At 70.2% G+C, this 22835-nt stretch carries 24 protein-coding genes; 17 read left to right on the top strand and 7 right to left on the bottom strand.

The window, feature by feature from the left end:
- Positions 1–28 precede the first annotated feature (28 nt).
- Positions 29–904 (bottom strand): HhH-GPD family protein, encoded by an 876-nt coding sequence (locus HNR23_RS25420; protein ID WP_184079451.1) that lies wholly within the window; start codon positions 902–904, stop codon positions 29–31.
- Positions 905–1032: 128 nt separating this feature from the next.
- Between HNR23_RS25420 and HNR23_RS25425 the strand changes: the two genes are divergently transcribed.
- Positions 1033–1806 carry a hypothetical protein gene (locus HNR23_RS25425; protein WP_184079453.1) on the top strand — a complete coding sequence of 258 codons (774 nt, stop codon included), beginning with the start codon at positions 1033–1035 and terminating at the stop codon, positions 1804–1806.
- An 85-nt stretch (positions 1807–1891) separates the two neighbouring features.
- On the opposite strand, the gene radA is transcribed toward HNR23_RS25425, so the two are convergent.
- Both radA and HNR23_RS25435 read right to left on the bottom strand, forming a co-directional pair.
- Positions 1892–3265 carry a DNA repair protein RadA gene (gene radA, locus HNR23_RS25430; RefSeq protein WP_184079455.1) on the bottom strand — a complete coding sequence of 458 codons (1374 nt, stop codon included), beginning with the start codon at positions 3263–3265 and terminating at the stop codon, positions 1892–1894.
- 84 nt (positions 3266–3349) lie between these two features.
- Positions 3350–4048 carry a methyltransferase domain-containing protein gene (locus tag HNR23_RS25435; RefSeq protein ID WP_184079457.1) on the bottom strand — a complete coding sequence of 233 codons (699 nt, stop codon included), beginning with the start codon at positions 4046–4048 and terminating at the stop codon, positions 3350–3352.
- Positions 4049–4116: 68 nt separating this feature from the next.
- On the opposite strand from HNR23_RS25435, the gene HNR23_RS25440 reads away from it, so the two are divergent.
- From HNR23_RS25440 to ccsB, 11 genes are all read left to right on the top strand, one after another.
- Positions 4117–5154, top strand: a complete 1038-nt coding sequence (locus HNR23_RS25440) for a TIM barrel protein (protein ID WP_184079459.1) — start codon at positions 4117–4119, stop codon at positions 5152–5154.
- Positions 5155–5167: 13 nt separating this feature from the next.
- Positions 5168–5749 (top strand): TetR/AcrR family transcriptional regulator, encoded by a 582-nt coding sequence (locus HNR23_RS25445; RefSeq protein ID WP_184079461.1) that lies wholly within the window; start codon positions 5168–5170, stop codon positions 5747–5749.
- Positions 5750–6044: 295 nt separating this feature from the next.
- Positions 6045–6977 carry a proline dehydrogenase family protein gene (locus tag HNR23_RS25450; protein WP_184079463.1) on the top strand — a complete coding sequence of 311 codons (933 nt, stop codon included), beginning with the start codon at positions 6045–6047 and terminating at the stop codon, positions 6975–6977.
- A gap of 63 nt (positions 6978–7040) precedes the next feature.
- Entirely contained in the window at positions 7041–7838 is a 798-nt protein-coding gene (gene proC, locus HNR23_RS25455; RefSeq protein WP_184079465.1) for a pyrroline-5-carboxylate reductase, read from the top strand.
- Between the two features lie 205 nt (positions 7839–8043).
- Positions 8044–9222 carry an acetoin utilization protein AcuC gene (locus HNR23_RS25460; RefSeq protein WP_184079466.1) on the top strand — a complete coding sequence of 393 codons (1179 nt, stop codon included), beginning with the start codon at positions 8044–8046 and terminating at the stop codon, positions 9220–9222.
- Positions 9223–9449: 227 nt separating this feature from the next.
- The gene (locus HNR23_RS25465) at positions 9450–10247 is read left to right on the top strand and encodes a phosphatase (protein WP_184079468.1); all 798 of its coding nucleotides are present in this window, start codon (positions 9450–9452) and stop codon (positions 10245–10247) included.
- A gap of 268 nt (positions 10248–10515) precedes the next feature.
- Positions 10516–10719: a helix-turn-helix domain-containing protein gene (locus HNR23_RS25470; protein ID WP_017593285.1), complete on the top strand. Its 204-nt coding sequence runs from the start codon at positions 10516–10518 to the stop codon at positions 10717–10719.
- Positions 10720–11027: 308 nt separating this feature from the next.
- A complete protein-coding gene (locus HNR23_RS25475) occupies positions 11028–11672 on the top strand; it encodes a TlpA family protein disulfide reductase (RefSeq protein WP_184079470.1) in 645 nt (214 codons plus the stop codon).
- Entirely contained in the window at positions 11669–12565 is an 897-nt protein-coding gene (locus HNR23_RS25480; protein ID WP_184079472.1) for a cytochrome c biogenesis CcdA family protein, read from the top strand. Before HNR23_RS25475 ends, HNR23_RS25480 begins: the two co-directional genes overlap by 4 nt.
- A gap of 186 nt (positions 12566–12751) precedes the next feature.
- A complete protein-coding gene (gene resB / locus HNR23_RS25485; protein ID WP_184080885.1) occupies positions 12752–14287 on the top strand; it encodes a cytochrome c biogenesis protein ResB in 1536 nt (511 codons plus the stop codon).
- Between the two features lie 3 nt (positions 14288–14290).
- Positions 14291–15310 (top strand): c-type cytochrome biogenesis protein CcsB, encoded by a 1020-nt coding sequence (ccsB, locus tag HNR23_RS25490; protein WP_184079474.1) that lies wholly within the window; start codon positions 14291–14293, stop codon positions 15308–15310.
- An 89-nt stretch (positions 15311–15399) separates the two neighbouring features.
- Here the strand turns inward: ccsB and HNR23_RS25495 are convergent, their stop codons facing one another.
- Positions 15400–15747: a PLD nuclease N-terminal domain-containing protein gene (locus HNR23_RS25495; RefSeq protein ID WP_184079476.1), complete on the bottom strand. Its 348-nt coding sequence runs from the start codon at positions 15745–15747 to the stop codon at positions 15400–15402.
- 120 nt (positions 15748–15867) lie between these two features.
- A complete protein-coding gene (locus HNR23_RS25500; protein WP_026125787.1) occupies positions 15868–16068 on the bottom strand; it encodes a BldC family transcriptional regulator in 201 nt (66 codons plus the stop codon).
- A 399-nt stretch (positions 16069–16467) separates the two neighbouring features.
- Here HNR23_RS25500 and HNR23_RS25505 point away from each other — a divergent pair, with 399 nt between their 5' ends.
- Positions 16468–16833, top strand: a complete 366-nt coding sequence (locus HNR23_RS25505; RefSeq protein ID WP_184079478.1) for a DUF4229 domain-containing protein — start codon at positions 16468–16470, stop codon at positions 16831–16833.
- Positions 16834–16984: 151 nt separating this feature from the next.
- Here HNR23_RS25505 and HNR23_RS25510 read toward each other — a convergent pair whose 3' ends face one another.
- Complete coding sequence (locus HNR23_RS25510; protein ID WP_184079480.1) at positions 16985–17317, bottom strand: hypothetical protein; 333 nt, start codon at positions 17315–17317, stop codon at positions 16985–16987.
- A gap of 55 nt (positions 17318–17372) precedes the next feature.
- Between HNR23_RS25510 and HNR23_RS25515 the strand changes: the two genes are divergently transcribed.
- Positions 17373–18173, top strand: coding sequence for a DUF397 domain-containing protein (locus HNR23_RS25515; protein WP_343070720.1), 801 nt, complete (start codon positions 17373–17375; stop codon positions 18171–18173).
- A 151-nt stretch (positions 18174–18324) separates the two neighbouring features.
- Here HNR23_RS25515 and HNR23_RS25520 read toward each other — a convergent pair whose 3' ends face one another.
- Positions 18325–19590, bottom strand: coding sequence for a delta-60 repeat domain-containing protein (locus HNR23_RS25520; protein ID WP_184080887.1), 1266 nt, complete (start codon positions 19588–19590; stop codon positions 18325–18327).
- 268 nt (positions 19591–19858) lie between these two features.
- On the opposite strand from HNR23_RS25520, the gene HNR23_RS25525 reads away from it, so the two are divergent.
- The 3 genes from HNR23_RS25525 to HNR23_RS25535 all read left to right on the top strand — a co-directional run bounded on the left by HNR23_RS25525 (position 19859) and on the right by HNR23_RS25535 (position 22797).
- Positions 19859–20569, top strand: a complete 711-nt coding sequence (locus tag HNR23_RS25525; protein WP_184079484.1) for a demethylmenaquinone methyltransferase — start codon at positions 19859–19861, stop codon at positions 20567–20569.
- 406 nt (positions 20570–20975) lie between these two features.
- Positions 20976–22280 carry a geranylgeranyl reductase family protein gene (locus tag HNR23_RS25530; protein ID WP_184079486.1) on the top strand — a complete coding sequence of 435 codons (1305 nt, stop codon included), beginning with the start codon at positions 20976–20978 and terminating at the stop codon, positions 22278–22280.
- A 157-nt stretch (positions 22281–22437) separates the two neighbouring features.
- The gene (locus tag HNR23_RS25535) at positions 22438–22797 is read left to right on the top strand and encodes an NADH-quinone oxidoreductase subunit A (RefSeq protein WP_184079488.1); all 360 of its coding nucleotides are present in this window, start codon (positions 22438–22440) and stop codon (positions 22795–22797) included.
- Positions 22798–22835 lie beyond the last annotated feature (38 nt).

Genomic DNA, 22835 nt, shown 5'->3' on the forward strand with positions numbered 1-22835 from the left:
GTGTGGGCCGGCGGCCGGCTCACACCGGTCAGCTCGGGAGGGCGTAGCGGCCGTCGTCGAGGGGGTCGACCAGGCCGTCGGCGACCAGGGCGTCCAGGGCGCGCTCGCGCTGGACGGGTTCGTCCCACACGCCGTCCAGGGCCGGCTTCTCCACCGGGCCGGGGGCGTCGCGCAGGACGGCCAGCAGGCGGCCGCGGACCTGCCGGTCGGTGCCCGCGTAGGTCTGGCCACGGCGCGGCGGGCCGTCGTGGGCGGGTTTTCCGGCCAGGCGCCAGGCGCACTTGTCGGCGATCGGGCAGTCGGCGCACGCGGGGGAGCGGGCCGTGCAGACCAGGGCGCCGAGCTCCATGATGGCCACCCCCCACCGGGCCGCGACATCGGGTTCGGGCGGGAGCAGCGATTCGGCGAGCCGCACCTCGGCCTTGCTCTGCGCCTTGGGCGGGTACTCGATGCCGGTGTCGGCACGCGCCAGGACCCGGCGGACGTTCGTGTCGAGGATGGCGTGCCGCTGCCCGAACGCGAAGCTCGCAACCGCCGCGGCCGTGTAGGGGCCGACGCCGGGCAGCGCCAGCAGGTCGGCGTGTGAGTCGGGCACCTGGCCGCCGTGGCGGTTCACGATCTCGCGGGCGCAGGCGTGCAGGTTGAGCGCCCGGCGCGGGTACCCGAGGCGGTTCCACATCCGGACGGCCTCACCCGACGGTTCGGCGGCGAGGTCGGCGGGGGTGGGCCAGCGCTCCATCCACGCCTCCCACGCGGGCCGTACCCGCACGACCGGCGTCTGCTGCAGCATGATCTCGCTGACCAGGATGGACCAAGGTGAGGCATCCGGGCGGCGCCATGGCAGATCGCGGGCGTTGGCCTGGTACCAGGTGAGAACGGTGGTGCTGTAGGGGTTGTCGAACATGCGCAATCAGTGGAGAGTTCGGCGGGTTGAGTAGGTGACACGCGGGGAAACCCGGAATACTACGCCCCATGGCGGCAAGTGCTGGGCATCCTGGACCTGTTAGTCCGGAAACGTATTGGAAGCGACGTGTGTTCGTCCTGGCGGGGCTCCTCCTCGTTGTGGCGCTGATCGCCTACGCGTGTTCCCGCCCCTCGTCCTCCGACGAGGACAGAGCGGCGGCGGGTACCGACGCCGACGCGTCACCGGAGGCGGCCTCGCCCAGTGTCTCACCCGAGCGGTCTCCCGGTACCGAGGAGAGCCCGAATCCCGACGGGGACGTGGATGCCGACACCGGCGACGGCGACGGTGAGGCCGGGGGCGCCGACGGCGGCGGCTCGGGCGGGGGTGCCGACACCGGCGCCGCAGGGTCGGCGGCCGGATCGGGGACCGGGTCGGGGTCCGGAGGCTCGGGCGGGTCGGGCCGGTCCGGCGCCAAGGAGTCGGTGCCGATGCCCACGAAGGCGAGCGACCCGTGCCGCCCGCAGGATGTCGTGGTCACCTTCGAAGTCGACAAGTCCGACTACGCCTGGGACGCCAAGCCCAAGATCAAGATCACCGCAGTGAACACCGGCGAGCAGGCCTGCACCGTGGACATGGGGCCGAAGAACATGGAGGTGCTGATCAGGTCCGGTGACGACCGGGTCTTCTCCACGGCCGACTGTGCCAAGGGCGACAAGGCCACGGTCAAGAAGGAGTTGGAGCGCGGAGTCCCCGAGACCCGCACGATCAGCTGGGACCGCAAGCGGTCCTGGAAGAACTGCCGTGACGCCGACGTCAACGCGCCCCGTCCCGGCACGTATGTGGCCGTGTTGGAAAGCGACTACGACGAGGGCGCCGAGCGCCAGGTGTTCCGCCTGAACTGACGGCGTCCGCACGCGTCCCCGTGGGTCGCCCGGCCCCGCCCGGTGCCGCACCGCTCCACTCGGTGCGGCGCCGGGCGGGGCCGCGTCATGCGGTGCCCTGGGACCGGCGCCGGGACGGCAGCGCCAGCCGCAGCCCCTCGGCGAGGTCGTCGATGCCGATGGTCTCGATGCCCTCGACCGGTTCCTCGCTGTGCCGGGGTACGACCGCCTGGGTGAAGCCGAGCCGCTGCGCCTCCATCAGCCGCCGCTGCACGCCGCTGACGGCCCGCACATCGCCGGCCAGACCCACCTCGCCGATGGCGATGAGCCCGCGCGGGAGCGCGACGTCCTTCACCGAACCGGCCGTGGCCAGCGCCAGCGCGAGGTCGACCGCGGGCTCGCCCAGTCGGACGCCGCCCACGGTGGATGAGAAGACGTCGGCGTTGGCGATGCGCACACCGGCCCGCCGCTCCAGGACGGCCATCACCATGTTGACCCGGCCGGTGTCCAGTCCGGAGGTGGCGCGGCGCGGGGCCGGCAGGTTGGAGTGCGAGACCAGTGCCTGCACCTCGGCGATGAGCGGACGGCGCCCCTCCAGGGTCACCGTGACACACGTGCCCGGCACCGGCTCGTTGCGCCGGGTGAGGAACAGGCCGCTGGGGTCGGGCAGGCCGATGATGCCGGAGTCGGTGAGCTCGAAGCAGCCGATCTCGTCGGTGGGGCCGTACCGGTTCTTCACCGCGCGCAGCATGCGCAGCTGCGAGTGGCGGTCGCCCTCGAACTGCAGGACGACGTCGACCAGGTGCTCCAGCAGCCGCGGCCCGGCGATGGACCCGTCCTTGGTCACGTGCCCGACCAGCACCGTGGCGATGCCGCGCTCCTTGGCCAGCCGGATCAGCGCACCGGTGACCTCGCGCACCTGGGTGACCCCGCCCGGAACTCCGGAGACCTCGGGCGAGATCATGGTCTGCACCGAGTCGACGATCAGCAGCCGCGGTGCCACCGCGTCGACATGGCTCACCACGGCGGCCACCGATGTCTCGGCCGCGAGGAACAGCTTGGACGAGAGCGCGCCGAGCCGCTCGGCGCGCAGCCGCACCTGCCCGGTCGACTCCTCGCCGGTCACGTACAGCACGGGACCGCTGTCGGCGGCCAGCGCGGCGACCTCCAGAAGCAGCGTGGACTTGCCGACACCGGGCTCACCGGCCAGCAGCATGACCCCGCCCGGGACCACGCCTCCGCCCAGCACCCGGTCCAGCTCGTCGAGCCCGGTGGGCGCGGCGTGTGCGGCCTCGACGTCGATCTCGGTGATGGGCAGGGCCGGGGACGAGACACGCGACGGCGCGATCACCTCCGTCGAGGCGGTACCGGCCTCGTCGACCGTGCCCCACGCCTGGCACTCGCCGCAGCGCCCGACCCACTTGAGGGTGGTCCAGCCGCACTCGGCACAACGGAACGTGGTCTTGGGAGCCTTGGCCATGCCAAGCACGCTAGCGCCCACCACCGACATCCCGCGCAGGTTGTCCACGGACTCGGGGGAAGGGCGCATCGTTCAGGGCACGCCTCAGTAGTCGCGCCACCAGAGGTTGATCGCGTAGTCGACCTCCAGGCCCGGGTGGGTGGCGATGACCTCGTCGGCGACGGCGGGGGTGAACTCGATGCGGACGACAGCCTCGAAGTCGGCGCGGTCCTCGAACAGCCAGCGGATGGTCAGCCGTTCGCGCTCGAAGCCCTGACGGGCCCAGAAGCGTTCGACGGCCACCGGGTCGTAGGAGGGGAGGAAGCGCCGGAACCAGGTGCCGAACGTGCTGCGGGTCGCATCGTTGTCGATGATGAACGCGACGCCGCCGCGCCGCATCACCCGGCGCAGTTCCGCCAGGCCCGGTTCGCAACCCGGACCGAAGAAGTACGCCCAGCGGGCGTGCGCGACGTCCGCGGAGGAGTCGGGGACGGGCAGCCGCTGGGCGAGTCCGGTGCGCACCGCGGCGTTCTCCACCCCCGCCACCCGGGCGCGCGCCGCGCTCGCCAGCCCGGCGTGCGGCTCCACCCCGGTCACCCGGGCCGCCCGCCGGGCGAACCGGGGGAGGTGGAAACCGGTGCCACACCCGATGTCGAGCACGTCGGCGCCGTCCATGCCGCGGATGCGGCCCATTGCGGCGTCGATGACACCATCGGGGTCGACCGCACGGTTCTCCAGCTCGTACACCCGGGGGCTGTTCCAGATGTTGGGGCTCGGGATCGCCCCCTCCAGCGCTGCGCTCACCCGTAGGACGATAGCGATCGGCGGCGGATCCGAGCCAATCGGAGGCCGCACCGCATACCCTTGTCAAGGTGAGCGCTATCCAGGTTCCAGACGCGCCCGTTGTGCTCTCGTCGGCGTCGGTCTACCCGGAGAAGACGCCGGTGGCCTTCGAGCTCGCCGCCAAGCTCGGCTACGACGGCGTTGAAGTTCTGGTGTCCACGGACCGGGTGAGCCAGGACATCGACATGCTCCGCCGCCTCTCCGACTACCACGGGGTGCCGATCCTCGCCGTCCACGCCCCCTGCCTGATCTTCACGCAGGCCGTCTGGGGCCGCGACCCGTGGGGCAAGCTCGTGCGCTCCAAGGAGATGGCCGAGAAGCTGGGGGCCAAGACCATCGTGGTGCACCCGGCGTTCCGCTGGCAGCGGGACTATGCCCGGGAGTTCGAGACCGGTATCGAGCGGATGCAGGAGGAGACCGACGTCGTCTTCGCGGTCGAGAACATGTACCCGGTGCACATGCGGGGCAAGGAGGCCGTGCCCTACGCGCCGAGCTGGAACCCGCTGGACCGCGACTACCCCGACGTCACCCTGGACCTCTCGCACACGGCCATGTCGCGCTCCGACGCGATGGACATGGCCAAGCAGCTGGGCGACCGGCTCTCCCACGTCCACCTCGCGGACGGCACGGGCAAGCAGAACTTCGACGAGCACCTGATCCCGGGACGCGGCACCCAGCCCTGCGCCGAACTGCTGGAACACCTGGCCACCACCGGCTACGAGGGTCAGCTCGTGCTGGAGGTGAACACCCGAAAGGCCGCCGACCGCGAAGCCCGCCAGCTGGAGCTGGCCGAGGCGCTGGCCTTCACGCGGCTGCACTTCGCAGCGGGGGTGCGGGGGTCGTCCCCCGGGGAGCACGGTGCAGCGGGGGTGCGGGGGTCGTCCCCCGGGGAGCACGGTGCAGCGGGGGTGCGGGGGTCGTCCCCAGGTTCCCCGGTATCCCGGGACGCGGAGGCGCCCCGCCCCCGCGACCGCCGCGAGCGCATCGCCCTGCAGCGTCGGGCCGAGCCCGCTCCACCGCGCCACTTCGTCGTGGACACCGACGGCACGGTCACGGACGAGACCTGACACCCTGGTCGCCATGGCGAGAACAGGACGACGGCCGGGCGCCACGCAGACCCGGGAGGAGATCCTGCGGGCGGCCCGCGAACAGTTCGCCGAGTTCGGCTACGACGGCGCCACGATCCGCGGCATCGCCCGGGCGGCAGGGGTCGACCCCGCACTCGTGCACCACTACTTCGGGGCGAAGGAGCAGGTGTTCGTCGCGGCGATGCGGCTGCCCTTCAACCCGGCCGAGAAGATCCCCGCGATCATCGCCGAACACAGGGACGACCCCGCCGAGGCGATCATCCGGTTCTTCCTCGGCGTCTGGGACGCCCCCGAGACCCGCGAACCGCTGCTGGCCCTGATCCGCTCCGCGGCCGGCCACGAAGACGCGGCGGCGGTCGTGCAGGGCTTCATGAACGATGTCATCGTGCACCGCATCGCCGAGGAGTTCGGCTTCGCGCCGCTGCGTGCGGCGATGATCGGATCCCAGCTGTTCGGCCTGGTCCTGATGCGCTACGTGGTGGGCGTCGAGGTGGTCCGCACAGCGGACGCCGAACAGATCGTCGCCATCTACGCCCCCGCCATCCGCGCCGTCATCGAGGGGGGCGATGCGTGACCGCCACTCGCAGTCCCCGCCCGGTGATCGGGAGCATCGGGAACCCGGGTTCGTCCCGCCCTGCCTGTTGAACGCGCATCCCTTCGCCTCCCCGAGGTGCCCTCGGTGGCTCCGGCCGGCGGACCCTCGGCCCGCCCACGGGCCGACCGGGCGCCGGAGGTTCGTCGCGGGGGCATCGTGCACCGGACCCGTTTCCCGGCGTCCGCGGCTGCGTGCCCTCGACAGGGATCGGGGCGTCGGGCGGCGTAGGCTCGAAAGACCCCCTGGTGTCGTGGTGTGGATGGAGGAGCGGCGGATGGTCTGGCGGAACGCTTTCCTGGCGGTCTCCGGGAACGAGCGGTTGCGGTCGTTCGTCTCGTCGTCGCGGGTGACGCGGGGGGTCATCGACCGGTTCGTCGCCGGGGAGAGCGCCGTCGACGCGGTGCGGGCGGCGGGGGAGCTCGCCGAACGCGGTATCTACTCCTCGGTCGACCTGCTGGGGGAGGACACCGCGCACCCTGCGCAGGCCGAGGAGATCACCCGCGGGTACCTGCGGCTGCTGGAGCGGCTCGACGACGCCGGGCTGTCCGGGTGGGCGGAGGTGTCCGTCAAGGCGACCGCCGTCGGCCTCGCGCTCGGGGCAGAGGGGGAGGCACTGGCCGCCGAGAACGTCGGGCGCATCTGCGCGGCCGCCGGCGACGTCGGGACCACCGTCACCGTCGATATGGAGGCGCCCGACACCGTCGACGCCACGCTGCGCATCGCCACCTCGCTCCGCGACCGGTTCCCCTGGCTGGGCTGCGTGCTGCAGTCGTACCTGTACCGCACCGACGCCGACACCGCCGCGCTGGCACTGCCCAAGGCCCGGATCCGGCTGTGCAAGGGTGCCTACGCTCCCGACCCCGTCACCGGATTCACCGCGCGGCGCGACGTGGACGCCTCCTACGTGCGCTCGCTGCGCCTGCTGATGGCGAGCGAGGCCTACCCCATGGTCGCGACGCACGACCCGCGGCTGATCGACATCGCCGGGACGCTCGCCCGCCGCTACGGCAAGGCGCCGGGCGACTTCGAGTACCAGATGCTCTACGGCGTGCGCCCCGACGAGCAGCGACGACTGGCCGACGAGGGCCACAAGGTACGCGTCTACATCCCCTATGGCGACAACTGGTACGGCTATCTGGCCCGCCGCCTCGCCGAGCGACCCGCCAACCTGATGTTCGCCGCGCGGTCGGCGGTGTCCAGGAAGTGAGAAAGGCGACGCGCGGGGCAGCCGAGCGCCGATACCGTTGAAAGCGTTCGAAAGGTGGAGTGAATGATCGCGATCATCGGTGCCGGGAAAATGGGCGAGGCCCTGCTCGCCGGGCTGCTGGGGACCGGGTACGACCCGGCCGACGTCCTCGTCGTGGAGCCGCGCGCGCCGCACGCCGCCCGGCTGCGGCAGCAGTACGGGGTGGAGACCGTGTCGCCGCGCGAGGCGGCGCAGCGCGCCGCGACGCTGCTGCTCGCGATCAAGCCGCAGGACATGGTCGACCTGCTCGACGACCTCGCCCCGCACCTGGGCGGCGGTCGGCGCCTGGTCATCTCCGTGGCGGCCGGGATCACCACCGCGGTGCTGGAGAAGCACCTGAGCGCCGACGTCGCCGTCGTCCGCGCCATGCCCAACACCCCCGCACTGGTGGGCAAGGGCATGACGGCGATCGCGGCGGGCACGCACACCACGCCCGAGCAGCTCGACCACGCCGAGCGGCTGCTGCGCTCGGTCGGCGAGGTGGTGCAGGTGCCCGAGAAGCACATGGACACGGTCACCGCGCTGTCCGGGAGCGGTCCGGCCTACTTCTACTTCATCGCCGAAACGATGGTCGAGGCGGGCGTCGCGATGGGCATGCCGCGTGACACCGCGCAGCGGCTCGTCGGGCAGACCATCGCCGGGGCGTCGGCCATGCTGAACGAGTCCGGGGAGCACCCGGTGGTCCTGCGCGAGGCGGTCACCTCGCCGGGCGGAACGACCGCCGCCGCGGTCCGGGAACTGGACCGCCACGGAGTGCGGACCGCGTTCGCCGACGCCATCGAGGCGGCGCGCGACCGCAGCCGCGCCCTGTCGGAGGGCTGAACCCCCGCCGGACGCTCTGGACGCATCCGTCTCCTCCGTCGATCTCGGTGCCGCGGGCCGGATACCGGCGGGCATCCGGTCGACGGCCCCGAGGGCGACGGAGGGGTGCGGGCGGGGGAATGACCCCGGTCGTCCATTGGTTTGTACCGGTTGACTACTGTGTTGTTCGGCACAGGCCGCGATGTCGGGACCGCTGGGAGGGCGCATGGGCTGTTCGCTTCACCTGGCCTGGGATGATGGGTTGACCGCCTACAACTTCGGGCCGGAGCATCCGCTCGCGCCCGTCCGGGTGGAGCTGACCATGGCCCTCAGCCGTGAGCTGGGCGTCTTCGACGCGCCCGGGGTGTCGTTCATCGGCGCGGAGCCGGCCTCGGACGACCTGCTCAAGCTCATCCACGATCCCGGCTACATCGAAGCGGTGAAGCGCGCCGGGGACACGCTCGTCGGGGACGAGCAGTACTGCCTCGGCACCCCCGACAACCCCGTCTTCCCGCAGATGCACGAGGCCGCCGCCCTCGTGGGCGGGGCGTCCGTCGCCGCCGCCCGCGCGGTGTGGAGCGGCGAGACCGAGCACGCCGCCAACATCGCGGGCGGGCTGCACCACGCCATGCCCAAGCACGCCTGGGGCTTCTGCGTCTACAACGACGCCGCCCTGGCCATCGCCTGGCTGCTCGAACAGGGCGCCAAGCGCGTCGCCTACGTCGACGTGGACGTGCACCACGGTGACGGCGTGCAGGCCATGTTCTACGACGATCCGCGCGTGCTGACGATCAGCCTGCACGAGTCGCCGCTGACCCTCTTCCCCGGCACCGGCCGCCCCACCGAGGTCGGCGGCCCCAGTGCCGAGGGCTACTCCGTCAACGTCGCCCTGCCGGCCGGGACCGATGACACCCGCTGGCTGCGCGCCTTCGAGGCCACCGTCCCGCCGCTGCTGCGCGAGTTCCAGCCGGAGGTGCTGGTCACCCAGCAGGGTGCCGACACCCACCTGCTGGACCCGCTGGCCAACCTCACGCTGAGCCTCGACGGCCAGCGTCGGATCTACTCCGCCATGCACAAACTGGCCAAGGAGACCGCGGGCGGGCGCTGGGTGGTCCTCGGCGGTGGCGGGTATGAGCTGGTGCAGGTCGTGCCGCGCGCGTGGACGCACCTGCTGGCCGAGGTCGCGGGGGTCGAGATCGACCCCGGCATCGAGACACCGGAGGCCTGGCGGGGTTTCGTCCGCGAGCGCACCGGCGAGGCCCCTCCGCTGTACATGACGGACGGGCGCGCCCCCCGGTTCACCCCCTTCGACGAGGGCTTCGACCCGGATGACCCGGTCGACCAGGCGATCCAGGAGACGCGGAAGGCGGTCTTCCCCAGCCACGGGATCGATCCGAGCCTGTGAGCGCGGCCACGACTCCCGGGTCCGATTCGCCCACCGCAGCGGTGGGTGAAGTTGAATGCGGGGCGGACAGGGTATGACGACGCGTGCTGCCCGTCCCCGGGCGGATCGGGATCGGCCGCGCCGTGGGGAATGGAGCGGGACCCGCCGCTGCGCGTGGCGCGTGCGGCGGGTCGTCGGCCGGGAACGAGCCGGATCGACGGGTCCGGCAGTGGGAGGGGGATCTTTTGGTGGCGCCGCCTTCGCGTGCAGAACTCATCCAGCACTTGGTGCGCACCGGTATCGCCGGGCACGTGGACACACCCCGGCAGAGCAACCTCAGGCACTACCGGCGGCTGTGCCACAAGGACCCCTACTACCAGTTCGGCCTCACCTTCGCCCATGAGTGGTCGTTCTCGGAGGTTCTGGCCCTGATGGTGAAGCGCTGCGGGGTGGTGGCCGACGAGTCGCACCAGTGGGGGATCGACACCATCGACCCCGATCTGACCGTGGACGCGCTGGAGGCCGTGGGCGACCGCCTCGCCGAGGCGGCGCGCTACCGGGAGCGGGTCATGTTCGCGACCGGCCACCCGCGCAATCTGCTGGAGACCTACCAGCTGTGGAAGAGCGAGCTGGAGAAGCGCGGTTGCGAGGTCGTCACCGCGGCGGGCGGATACTCCTATGAGGTGACGACCGAACAGCCGCCCCACCGCCGCATCCTGGTGTGGCGCGACGGGGTCGGACTGGTGATGGACGGTGAGGCACCGCGGCACAGCCACCATCCCTTCGGAATGCGGGCAGCCCTGAACTCCCTTACTGAGCGGGGCGAAGAGTGGCCGCAGGTGGTCATCGCCGATCATGGTTTCGCGGGTGCCGCCGGCGAAGCGGGTATCCCCACCATCGGGTTCGCGGACTGTAACGATCCGGCGCTCTTCCTCGCCGAACACGAGGGAAAACTCCTCACCACGGTCCCCTTGGACGACGGATACTCCACCGACGACTACCGCCCGCTGTCCGACTACGTCCTGCACAGGGCGGGGTTCAGGTGACAGGGGAGCCGTTTATACCCATCCGCTAAACCTCACGCGACCCCCAGCCCTCATGTAGCTGCAGAGACAGCAAAACCGGCCTTTCAAAGCCGTGCACGCGGATCTACCCTGAAACCGGACGTGTCAGCAGTTACCGAACGGCACGCCGGCGCGGCGATGGGGCGTAGCGGCCGGGAGCCATCCCCTCACTGCCGTACGGGGTCATCGCGTCGGCAGACAGAAGCAGTGACACCTACGCGCACGTCCGGAAGCGAGGGCGTTGCAGAACATGAACGGGAGTAAGGCACCTCTGGAAGAGGTCAGGTTCCTCACCGTGGCCGAGGTCGCCACGATCATGCGTGTCTCCAAGATGACCGTCTACCGAATGGTCCACTCCGGTGTGCTTCCCGCGATCCGTGTGGGCCGCTCGTACCGAGTGCCGGAACGCGCTGTCCACGACTACCTCCGCGAAGCGTTCGTCGAGGCCGGTTGAGCAAGCGGCGTGTCACCCATGGGGGCGGTGCAGCCCCGCCCATCGCCCCTAGGGTGGGCCGCGGTACACCACGATCGCATTTCTGTGTGAGCCGACCACCGACGGCTCCGGCGCGGGCCTGATACGGGCCCGTCACCGGTACGGCCCGGTCCGACCCACACCCGGCGCGGGTGTGGCGTGAGACCGAGGTCGGCGGCCGGCGGAGAAGCGGACAACAGGGGCATCGAAGCAGGCGCCGACGCATCTACTACACTTTGTCGTTGTTGACGTCGTGCCCGCCTTCACCTCCCGTTTCCGAGGTCCCACCGATGCCCTGTAACCGAACCGGCGCTCGCCTGCGCCCGGCCCTCCTGAGTGCCGCAGCCGCGCTCGCGGCCCTGACGGCGCTGGCCGGATGCGCCGGAGGCGGGACCGCCGAGACCGGGAGCTCCGACAACCGCTACATCGCCGGGGACGGCTCCAGCACCTCCTATGAGCCCGACGAGCGCAAGGACGCGCCCGAGGTCGGCGGCGAGAGCCTCGACGGCGACGCCATCGCGCTGGCCGACTACCGGGGCGACATCGTCGTGGTGAACTTCTGGGCGAGCTGGTGCGGGCCGTGCCGGTCCGAGACCCCGGTCCTGGAGGAGGTCCACAGCGAGTTCGCCGACGACGGGGTGGAATTCCTCGGCGTCAACATCAAGGACGACAAGACCGCAGCCAAGGCCTTCGAGCAGAGCCAGGGGGTCGGCTACCCGAGCATCTACGACCAGCCCGGCGAGGTCGTCCAGGCGTTCCGCGAGACCGTTCCGCCCAAGGCGATCCCCAGCACGCTGGTCATCGACCGCGAGGGGCGCATCGCCGCGCGCGTCATCGGTGAGACCGACTACCGGCAGCTCAAGGGACTCGTCGAGACCGTCGTCGCCGAGAGTGGCGGGGACGGCGGAGACAGCGGGGACGCTGGTACGGGATGATCGCCGAGACCATCCTGCAGGGCTCCCTGCTGTTCGCCATCCCGCTCGCCGTCGCCGCGGGGCTCGTGTCCTTCCTCTCACCGTGCATCCTGCCGCTGGTCCCCGGCTACCTCTCCTACGTCACCGGGATGAGCGGCGCCGACATGGCGGCTGCCCGCCGCGCGCGCCGTGCCGCCGAGCAGGACGGCGCGCAGACCAGCGGAGAGGGGCACTGCGGAGGCGGCGCGGCCGCCGACGGTACCCGTCATGGCGCTGCTCCCGGCTCCGCGACCGGCACCGCCACCGTGCCGAGCGTCGATGAGGAGCTGGAGTCGCGCCGCTGGACCATGCTCGCCGGCAGCATCCTCTTCATCGCCGGGTTCAGCGTCGTGTTCGTGTCCGTGGGCGCGTTCGTGGGGAGCGTCGGCGGGCTGCTGCTCGACTACGCCGACCCCATCACCCGGGTCCTGGGCGTCCTGACGATCCTGCTCGGGCTCGCGTTCATGGGCGTGATCCCCGGCCTCAACCGGGACATCCGCTTCACCCGGCTGCCCAAGGCCGGTCTGGCCGGAGCCCCGCTGCTCGGCGTGCTCTTCGGCCTCGGCTGGACCCCGTGTATCGGCCCGACCCTCGCCGCCGTGCAGACCCTCGCCTTCACCGAGGGCAGCGCGGGCCGCGGGGCCCTGCTGTCACTCGCCTACTGCGTGGGGCTGGGCCTGCCGTTCATCGGCGCGTCCCTGCTCTACCGCCGCGCCCTGAGCACCTTCGACTGGATCAAGCGCCACCACCGGGTCGTGACGGCCGCGGGCGGGCTGATGCTGGTGCTCGTCGGCCTGCTCCTGGTCAGCGGCGTCTGGACCGACATCACAGCCATCATGCAGGGCTGGACCCAAGGCTTTACTACGGTGATTTGAGAAGTGACCTCAGTGACGACCGGCGAACCCGGTGGAACCAAGGACTCCGATGGGACGGGTGCCGTCGGGGCCGCAGACGGTGAGGCGACGCCCCCCGCCCCGACGCCGGGCGGCCGCGACGACGTCGCCGTCCCCCGGCTGTCCGCGCTCGGTTGGGCGCGTTGGGCCTGGCGCATCCTCACGTCGATGCGAACCGCGCTCATCCTGCTCTTCCTGCTGGCCATCGGCGCCATCCCCGGCTCCGTGCTGCCGCAGCGCGAGGTCAGCGTCGACCAGGTGACCAACTACTACCTGGACAACCCCGACATCTCGCCGTGGTTGGACCGGTTCTATCTCTTCGACGTGTACTCCTCGCCCTGGTACGCGGCGATCTACCTGCTTCTGTTCGTGTCACTGACCGGGTGCGTGCTGCCCCGGGCCATGGCGCACTACCGCGCGATGCGGGCCCGCCCGCCCAAGACGCCGCGCAACCTTGAGCGGATGCCCTACTCCGCGCGCTTCACGACCGACGCCGCGCCCGACGAGGTGCTGAAGCAGGCGCGCACCGTGCTCAAGGGGTACCGGACGGAGACCGACGCCGAGTCCGGACCCGGGGCCGACGCCACGGGAACCCCCGGTGGCGGCTCCGTTGCCGCGGAAAGGGGCTACCTGCGGGAGAGCGGAAACGTCGTCTTCCACCTCGCGCTGCTGGCCATCCTCCTCGCGGTCGCCGCCGGGTCCTTCTTCGGCTACCGCGGCAACATGCTCGTGGTCGAGGGCACCGGCTTCGCCAACGGTGTGCCCTCCTACGACGCGTTCTACCCGGGCCACCTCGTGGACGCCGAGGACCTGCAGCCGTTCTCGTTCACCGTGGACGAGTTCCGGGCCAGCTTCATCGAGGACGGCAACCTCAGCGGCCAGGCCGAGTCCTACGTCGCCGACCTCACCTACAAGGAGGCGCCCGACGCCCCCGAGGAGAAGCACCGACTGGAGGTCAACAAGCCGCTGTCGGTGGACGGCGCCCAGGTGTACCTGCTGGGCCACGGTTACGCGCCGGAGTTCCAGGTGACCAACTCCGACGGCGACGTCGTGTTCGACCAGGCCGTTCCGTTCCTCTTCCGGGACACGTTCAGCTTCACCTCCGACGGTGTCGTCAAGGTCCCGGACACCGGTGACGAGGACCAGCTGGGCTTCAGCGCGGTCTTCTATCCGTCGGAGGCGCAGAACTCCGAGGGCGAGCTGATCTCCGACTTCCCCGACGCGCGCAACCCCGTCGTCACCCTCCAGGCGTTCAAGGGCGACCTCGGCATGCGCAGCCCGCAGTCGGTCTACCAGCTCTACACGGAGGACATGGAGGAGATCGGCGACTCGCCCGAGCTGCGGCCGGGCGACACCTGGGAGCTGCCGGACGGCTCTGGGACGATCACCTTCAAGGGCTACCGCGACTACCTGAGCATGCAGGTGAACAGCGACCCGGCGCGGATCCCCGCGCTGCTGGCGTCGACACTGGCGGTGCTCGGGCTGCTGGCCACACTGTTCGTCCGCCCACGCCGCGCCTGGGTGCGTGCGAAGCGGGGCGACGACGGGCGTACCGTGGTCGAGGTCGCCGGGCTCAGCAAGACCGACGCCGCGTGGGCGACCGCGGAGTTCCACCGGATCGCCACGGGACTCAGGGACCGACTGCGGGATGCGCCCGCATCCACACCCACAACCGCCAAACATGACGCAGGGACGAAGGAGTAACCGGTGATGCAGATGCTCGCCGCTGAGACGGCGGTGAACCAGAATCTGGCATCGATCAGCGACAACCTGATCCTGGCCATGATCGTGTTGTACTCGATCGCCCTGTTCCTGTTCGTGGTCGAGGCCGCCTACGGGCGCCGCGAGACCCTGCGCGGCAACCGGCTCGTGCCCGTTCACGCGAGTGCGGGCGCCGATGGCCGGTCGGCCCCGCACGACCTCGACGACGACATGACGGTCAATGTGCGCGACGAGGAACCCGCGGCCACGGCCTCCCAGCACTTCCTGGGCAAGGTGGCGCTGGCCGTCACCACCGCCGGGTTCCTGGTCAACCTCGCCCAGATCGTGGCCCGCGGGCTGGCGGCCGATCGCTGGCCGTGGGGCAACATGTTCGAGTTCGTCGTCGCGATCAGCCTGTGCGCGGTGGCCGCGTTCCTGTTCGCCGCGGTCCGCTACCAGGCGCGCTACCTGGGGATGTTCGTTCTGATCCCGGTGGTGCTGCTGCTCGGTATCGGCGTGAAGTGGCTCTACACGGAGGCCGGTCCGCTGATCCCGGCGCTGGACTCCTACTGGATCCCGATCCACGTGTCGGCGCTGATCCTGGCCACCGGCGGGTTCATGGTCTCGGGTGCGGCGGCCATCACCTACCTGGTGGCGAACCGCACCGAGCTGAAGCGCGCCGCGGGCGAGAAGGTCGCCGGCATCGCCGGCCGACTGCCCAGCTCCGAACTGCTCGACAGGGTGTCGCACCGGTTCATCCTGTTCGCGTTCCCGCTGTGGACGTTCGGCGTCATCGCCGGCGCCATCTGGGCCGACGAGGCGTGGGGCCGCTACTGGGGCTGGGACCCCAAGGAGGTCTGGTCCTTCATCACCTGGGTCGTGTACGCCGCCTACCTGCACGCGCGGGCGACGGCCGGGTGGCGCGGCTCCAAGGCCACCTGGATCGGCCTGATCGGCTTCGCGTGCCTGCTGTTCAACTTCTTCGGTGTCAACTACATGTTCAGCGGCCTGCACAGCTACGCGTGACGGTAGGCCGGACAGTCGGCACCGACCGGACGACGAAAGTGTGGGGCCCACCCGGATGCCGGGTGGGCCCCACACGCACGTGCGACGTCTCAGTCCTCGGGGTTGATCCGCTTGTTCAGGCGGCGCAGGAACTCCGGGTCGTCGTCCGGGCCGAGCGGATGGGATCGCCCGGACGGTGGCTGCGGGTCGGATGGGTCCATGTGCTCGGTCGACGCGGGATGGGGCCCGGTCGACGTGGCGCTCGCGGTCGCCGCCTGGGGGCGTCCGAGAAAGAGCCAGAGCAGGGCACCGACCGGAACGAAGAGCGCGATGATGACCAGCCAGAGGAGTTTGGGCAGGTTACGTGCCTCATCCGCAGGGCAGGTGAGCGCGTCGAAGAACGCGTACACCCAGAGCACGATCGAGATGAGCGTGATCAGACCAGCGAGCCACACCATGGTGAAAGCCTATCTTCGATCCACCCCACCTGCATGGGGAGACGCTGACTCGGTGGTCGAGGGGGAGATCCAACTCGCCGTTCTCCGCGTGACGGGCTGGGGATGAGGTCTCGGAGCTCGTCAGGTGGTCGTCTCTGTGGGCTCCCCGTGCAGCAACGCGCGGACTTCGGACTCACGGAACCGGCGGTGTCCGCCGGGTGTTCGGATACTGCTGATCCGGCCTGAGGCAGCCCAGCGGGTCACCGTCTTGGGGTCGACCCGGAAGAGCGAGGCCACCTCTCCGGGGGTCAGCAAGCGTTCGCTTCCTCTTTCCACCTTCACAATCCCCCTTCGGGCCCGCCGTCGATGTCTGGGGGAGGCGGGCGTTTGATCCCCTAGTCTGCACGAGTTAGTCCGTTTCCTCCCTAGTTTTCGTAAAGATTGAGTGGAACAGGGGGCGAGTGCGCGATATGTGATCGGAACGTAACCTTTATTCCTGCCTGTCGGTTTCGATACGTCCGATGATCCGCGTTCTTTATGGGGCTGGTCGTGCTCCGGCGCCCACGCGGGGTCGATGACGGACCCCATGGACCTGCCCTTACCCTGGTGAGGTAGGGGATGCTCCGGTGGGCATGCCGAGGAGGCATGGGGCCGGTGCCGAAGCCGCCGACGTCACCGCGCCGGTGATTTCTCCCACAAGACCAATCTATTCCGATCTTCACCCGTTGTGAGGCAGTTTTCGTGCGTAGCGTCCTCGTCTACACCGCGTCCCGGCTCCTCCTCTTCGCGGTCGCGCTCGGTGTGCTGTATCTCCTGGGCGCCCGTGATTTCCTCGCTCTGGCGCTGGCCTTCCTGATCAGCGGACTGGTGAGCTACGTCCTGCTGTCCCAGCAGCGCGACGCCATGTCCACCGTCGTCGCCGACGGCCTCGCCAAGATGCGCGGCATGGGTGACCGCCTCGAAGAGGGCGCGTCCAAGGAAGACGCCGCCCAGCGTGCGGCGGCCGCTGCGGCGACCGAGTCGGCCGAGCCCGCCGCCGACGCGAGCGCCGACACCAAAGCGGACGACGCCACGTCGGCCACCACCGCCGCCGACCGCACCCACTGACGCACCCACAGCGTCGTCAGCCCCCGTTGATCTCGGCGAGGTGCACCGAGGCCCGCGGGCCTCGGTGCACCTCGCCGAGATCAACGGACACACGTGAAGGCCGCCCGGCCCTGCCCCCTCCGCAGGACCGGGCGGCCGCTTTGCGCGCACCTCAGCGCAGCGTGCCCCAGGGGTCGTCGGGTATAAGCCCGTCGAGCCCGAAGGTCCGCCGCACGGTGTGCACGGCGAGGTTCTCCGCGGTGGCACCGCACACGGCCCGCCGCTGCCGCTGGACCCTGACAGCGGCGACGAACTCGGCCAGCCGCCGCGTTTCGGTCTCGGCGCCGCTCAGGCGGGGGATGACCTGCCGCACGTGGTAGCAGAACGCCCCGGCGGGTTCGTGGAAGAGCGTGACCGTGAAGGAGTTGGCCCGCCGCTTGAGCGCGCTGCACAGAGGGAAGCGCTCGCGGTGGACGCACCGGTGCCGGGTGCCGTCATCGCACACGACCTCGGCGGTCGAACAGGGTGTCCGGACCGCCCGCAAGGAGCTGACCGAGGCGGTGGACCAGGCCCTCGCCGCGGATGGGGCCAGCACGAGGGCCTGGCCACGTGCCGTACGCCGATCGACCAGCCCCGCCTGGCACGAACGCGTAACGGAGCTTGAATCGAAGGCACGGTCCATTGCGATGGCGGCCCCCATGCTCGTACCTGGGCTGCTCCAGGTGCCTGACTACGCGCGTCACATCTTCAAGCAGGGGCGCCCCGGGGAATCGGCAGAAGTGATCGAAGGCCTCGTGCGCGTCCGTACAGAGCGACTGACCGAGCTGACCAGGGATGATCCCCCGATCCTGTCGATAGTTGCCTACGAGTCGGCTATTCGTCGGCCAGTGGGAGGTCCGGCAGTACACCAAGCACAGGTCCGACATCTCGTGGACCTGGCCGAGGGTGGGCCGATTACGATCGGCATCATTTCGGACGGGTCGCGGTGTGCAGCGCTCTCCAGCGGGTCGTTCCGGTTCCTAGAGCTCCGCGATCAGGGCACCGTGCTTCGGGTGGATCACAGTGCCGGGTCCCCCGTGATCGACGCCGAGGTGGAGGTCCGACGCCATGAGGCCTTGTTTCGTTCCGCCCTTGTGGGGGCGGACACCCCCGAGAAGTCAGTGGAGATGCTGAGAACGATGATCGAGGGCGACCGGGAGAAGTCCTCCTACTCGGGAGCACAGTTTGAGTGCGTCGAGGTCAGGGGAGCCTTGAACAACGTGGATGTCCGCGACTCCAAGGACCCTTCCCTCGGGCACCTCGCCTTCACCGGCAACGAGTGGTGTGCCGTCCTCACCGACGTCAAGGCCGGCCGACTCTGAGCCTTAGAGCGAAGACGGCCCCCCGACACCGGGGCCCTCTTTCTTCGTTGATCTCGGGGATACTGGGGTAAAAATCGACGCTGATACCCCAATATCTACGAGCTCAACGAAGAAAGAGGGTTGGAAATCGCTTTCCCCGCCGCGGCCCCTCTCAGCGGAGGGGGAACATGCCGATGCGGTCGCGTTTGTAGCCGGCGAGGCGTTCGGTGTCGCTGCCGATGAAGAGGCCGGTGGGGGTGGCGGTCAGGGCCTCGGCTCCGTGGCCGCGTTGGCGGCCGGGGTTCCAGGGGAGGGACGCGCCGGTTCTGGGGTCGAGGGCGGCGACGCCCTCGCGGTGGACGGCGCCCGGGCCGGCGTTGAGGTGGCCGCGGGGGTTGTCCATCCACCGCTGGTGGCCGCCCACGTAGACGGCGGGGCCGGTCGCGGCGACCGAGTAGAGGGAGTCGCCGCCCGTGTGGTTGACCCAGGTGTACCGGGCGTTGGGGATGTCGCCCGTCTCCCAGCGGGCCGCGGTCTTGCACAGCCCCGGTTTCAGGTACGGGCCGCCGGCCGTGACGATCACGAAGTAGGAGCCGTCCGGGGCGAAGTCGATCTGGCGGATGTAGGTGTGGATCCGGTTGTAGTCGCACGGTGCGCTGTAGGCCTCCGTGGACCAGCGGCTGAGCCGGGCCGGCTCGACGCCGGTGTCGACCATGGCGACCTGGTAGCGCCGCTGCCCGAGCACCCGGGTGAAGGTGCCGCCGACCACCAGTCGGGTGCCGCCCGGGCTGAGGGCCAGCTCCTGGACGCGCAGCGACCCGCGGCGGGAGTTGCTCAGCCGCATGTCGAAGCCGGTGTCGACCTCCCCCGTGTAGGCGTCGAGCAGGGCCAGGGCGGCGCGGGAGACGCCGTTGACGGAGTGGAAGGTGCCGCCGATGTAGAGCTCGTCGTCGTAGGAGGCCAGCCGGTAGACCGAGCCGTTGCCCAGGCTCGCGCTGAACCCGTCGACCGGCCGTCCGGTGAAGACGGACAGGCGGGCCACCCCGCGGCGGCCGTCGCCGTCGATCCCGGTGAAGGATCCGCCGACGTAGACGGTGTCGCCGGGACCGGCCGCCAGGGAGCGGACCGTCCCCTTGACCCGCGGGGCGAAGTCGGGGCGAATCCGTCCGGTTCCGTAGTCGAACGCGAAGATGTTCTCGCGGGTGTGGGTCCGCTGCCGTCGCGGGTCGGTGACCCTGGTGAAGTCGCCGCCCACGACGACCACGTCGCCGACCTGCGCGATCGTCTTGACGCTGCCGTCCAGGACGTGCGGCGTCCAGGACACGGGCCGTTCGCCGACGACCCGCGTGTGCGGGGTCGCCGCGGGGGCGGCGTCGGCGGGCCCCGCGGTCAGCGCCGAGGCGAGGAGGGTGAGCGTGCTCAGCGCCGCGGTCAGCATCGGGCGGCTGTGCCGGGGGCGCCCCGCAAGGCCGCGGTGTCCCCGGTGTTCGCGGTGTTTCTTCAGTCCCACGGGCGGTGTTCTCCGGTCTCGTCGGGCGGAACCACGAGACCACTGTGCGGGGGGACCGCCGGTTCACCGAGGTGCGACTCCGGGTGATTGCTGTTCGCTTACCGTAACCATTCCTGCCTTCGATGCCGGAGGCGTGCGGCGGCACGCTGTGCGAACCGGGTCCGATCGGGCCGGGGGCCGCCGTAATCTGGTGGGCATGACCCGCGCCGAACTCGACAAGCAGCCGTCCGACGTCGCCACGATGTTCGACGGCATCGCCAGCCGCTACGACCTGGTGAACGACGTCATCTCGCTCGGACAGGACCGCGTCTGGCGGCGCGCCGTGGTGAAGGCGGTCGAGGCCTACAGCGGTGAGCTCGTCCTCGACCTGGCCGCCGGGACCGGGACCTCCGCCGAGTCGTTCGTGTCGAAGGGGGCGCGGGTCATCGCCTGCGACTTCTCCCAGGGCATGCTGCGGGTCGGCGCCGAGCGCCGGGGCGGGGCCTCGCGCGGCGGGGTGACCTTCGTGGCCGGGGACGCGCTGCGGCTCCCGTTCGCCGACGAGACCTTCGATGCCGTGACGATCTCCTTCGGGCTGCGCAACGTCAACGACGTCGACCAGGCGCTGAGCGAGCTGCGCCGGGTCACCAAGGTCGGCGGCCGAATGGTCATCTGCGAATTCAGCCATATCCCGGTCGAATTGGTCGACCGGTTCTATTCCACCTATCTCATGGCCGCGCTGCCGAAGATCGCCAAGTGCTTCACCTCGAACGCCGAGGCCTACGAGTACCTCTCCGAGTCGATCATGCACTGGCCGGACCAGGCCGCGATGGCCGCGCGGCTGCAGCGCGCCGGGTGGTCCCGGGTGGCGTGGCGCAACCTCACCATGGGCGTCGTCGCACTTCACCGCGGGGTGCGCGAGTCCTGACGGCCGACGCGGCCCCCGGGCGGCGGCGCCCGACGCCGGGCCGCGAACGGTTTTCCGACAAAGACCCTGAAGCAATGCGCTTCAGGGTCTTTTTGGTATGGACGGCTCTTTGGTGATTTTGGGCGACAAACCGGGCGTGTTTCACTTCATGCACGCAGGTCACAGGCAAGATGGCGCTTTTGTCATGATTCGTGAGTCATCAAGAAGAAGGTCATCTGGGACTCGCCTTGGGGGCGTCGATGGGTCTAGACTCTGGACCGAGGCCTTGTGAAGTCCTTCACAAGCTAACGAGTCATTGGTAACAGCGCATGTAGACGTAGGACACATCCGCGAATGAAGCGCCGCCCCGCAGGCGCACCCCCGCAGAGCGGCACACCGCTCGACACGTACGTCAAGGACCGAACTCGTGAGCGAGACAGCAGCCACCCCACTGTCCGTCCGGGGCCACCCCGCGATCGAGGCCGACGTGATCGTCGTCGGCGCCGGACCCGCCGGCTCCACGACGGCTTACCACCTGGCCCAGGCCGGGCTCGACGTCCTCCTGTTGGAGAAGACCTCCTTCCCGCGTGAGAAGGTCTGCGGCGACGGACTGACCCCGCGCGCCGTCAAGCAGCTGGCAGCCATGGGTATCTCCTTCGACGACAAGGGGTGGATCCGCAATCGCGGCCTGCGCATCATCGGTGGCGGCGTCCGGCTCGAACTCCCCTGGCCGGAGCTCGCGGAGTACCCCTCCTTCGGCCTGGTCCGCACCCGCTACGACTTCGACCGCATCCTCGCCGACCAGGCGGTCGCGGCCGGCGCGCGGCTGTGCGAGAACACCACCGTCACCGGACCGCTTCTCGACGAGCGCACCGGCCGCGTCGCCGGCGTCCGCGCCAAGGGCCCCGACCGCGAGCCGCTCACCTACCGCGCGCCGCTCGTCATCGCCGCCGACGGCAACTCCTCGCGGCTCGCCGTGTCCATGGGCGTCCGCAAGCGCGACGACCGCCCCATGGGTGTGGCCGTGCGCACCTACTTCACCAGCCACCGCCACGACGACGACTACCTGGAGTCCTGGCTGGAGCTGTGGGACTCAAGCGGCGGCAAGGACGTACTACTCCCGGGCTACGGCTGGATCTTCGGCGTCGGAGACGGCACCAGCAACGTCGGCCTGGGCATCCTCGACTCCTCGGCCGGGTTCCGCGACATCGACTACCGCAAGCTGCTGCGCCGCTGGACCGCGAGCATGCCCGAGGAGTGGGGCTTCACCGAGGAACGGCAGTGCGGTCCCATCCGCGGCGCCGCCCTGCCCATGGGGTTCAACCGCACCCCCCACTACGCGCGCGGGCTGATGCTCGTCGGCGACGCCGGGGGCATGGTCAACCCCTTCAACGGCGAGGGCATCGCCTACGCCATGGAGGCCGGACACATCGCCGCCGACGTCGTGGTGCAGGCGCTCAGCCGCCCCACCGTCCAGACGCGCGAACGCACCCTGCACCGCTACCCGCAGATCCTCTCCGACACCTACGGCGGCTACTACACGCTCGGCCGCTACTTCGTGAAGATGATCGGCAATCCGGACTTCATGCGGCTGGCGACCAAGCACGGCCTCCCCCAGCGCACCCTCATGAAATTCATGCTGAAGATGCTGGCCAATCTCACCGAGCCCAGCCGGGGGGACGCGATGGACCGCGTGATCAACGGGATATCCAAGATGGCGCCCGCGGCGTAGCGCAGGGAACCGGCACAGGACGCGAAGCCATGGCGAGCGCACACCACCGCCCGACCCCGCTCGTGAACACGATCACAAGCGGGTCCGCCGCCATGCCGTCCGCACACCCGACCCGCACACCCGCGCACTCCATGGGCATGAAGGGGAACGGCTGGTAATGGAGCTGTACACACCCGTATTCGTTCTCGGTGCGATCGGCGCCGCGTTCGTCGTGGTCTCGATGGTCGTCGGCGCCGTCGTCGGGCCGAAGCGGTACAACCGCGCCAAGCTGCAGGCCTACGAGTGCGGCATCGAGCCCACGCCGCAGCCGGCCGGCGGCGGCCGCTTCACCGTGAAGTACTACTTGACGGCGATGCTCTTCATCGTCTTCGACATCGAGATCATCTTCCTCATCCCCTGGGCGGTCCACTTCGACGCCCTCGGTGTCTTCGGTGTCATCGCGGTCCTGCTCTTCCTGGTCAACGTGTCGATCGCCTATGCCTACGAGTGGAAGCGCGGAGGCCTGGAATGGGAGTGATCCGCGCCGGAACGGCACCCGGGACCCCGCTCGGACCG

The organism is Nocardiopsis mwathae, from assembly GCF_014201195.1.
Taxonomy (GTDB): Bacteria; Actinomycetota; Actinomycetes; order Streptosporangiales; family Streptosporangiaceae; genus Nocardiopsis_C; species Nocardiopsis_C mwathae.

Coding starts and splice junctions, on each gene's coding strand:
- HNR23_RS25420 (WP_184079451.1), bottom strand. CDS start 904: ATGTTCGACAACCCCTACAGCACCACCGTTCTCACCTGGTACCAGGCC.
- radA (WP_184079455.1), bottom strand. CDS start 3,265: ATGGCCAAGGCTCCCAAGACCACGTTCCGTTGTGCCGAGTGCGGCTGG.
- HNR23_RS25445 (WP_184079461.1), top strand. CDS start 5,168: ATGGCGAGAACAGGACGACGGCCGGGCGCCACGCAGACCCGGGAGGAG.
- HNR23_RS25450 (WP_184079463.1), top strand. CDS start 6,045: ATGGTCTGGCGGAACGCTTTCCTGGCGGTCTCCGGGAACGAGCGGTTG.
- proC (WP_184079465.1), top strand. CDS start 7,041: ATGATCGCGATCATCGGTGCCGGGAAAATGGGCGAGGCCCTGCTCGCC.
- HNR23_RS25460 (WP_184079466.1), top strand. CDS start 8,044: ATGGGCTGTTCGCTTCACCTGGCCTGGGATGATGGGTTGACCGCCTAC.
- HNR23_RS25470 (WP_017593285.1), top strand. CDS start 10,516: ATGAACGGGAGTAAGGCACCTCTGGAAGAGGTCAGGTTCCTCACCGTG.
- HNR23_RS25475 (WP_184079470.1), top strand. CDS start 11,028: ATGCCCTGTAACCGAACCGGCGCTCGCCTGCGCCCGGCCCTCCTGAGT.
- HNR23_RS25480 (WP_184079472.1), top strand. CDS start 11,669: ATGATCGCCGAGACCATCCTGCAGGGCTCCCTGCTGTTCGCCATCCCG.
- resB (WP_184080885.1), top strand. CDS start 12,752: ATGCGAACCGCGCTCATCCTGCTCTTCCTGCTGGCCATCGGCGCCATC.
- HNR23_RS25495 (WP_184079476.1), bottom strand. CDS start 15,747: ATGGTGTGGCTCGCTGGTCTGATCACGCTCATCTCGATCGTGCTCTGG.
- HNR23_RS25520 (WP_184080887.1), bottom strand. CDS start 19,590: ATGCTGACCGCGGCGCTGAGCACGCTCACCCTCCTCGCCTCGGCGCTG.
- HNR23_RS25525 (WP_184079484.1), top strand. CDS start 19,859: ATGACCCGCGCCGAACTCGACAAGCAGCCGTCCGACGTCGCCACGATG.
- HNR23_RS25535 (WP_184079488.1), top strand. CDS start 22,438: ATGGAGCTGTACACACCCGTATTCGTTCTCGGTGCGATCGGCGCCGCG.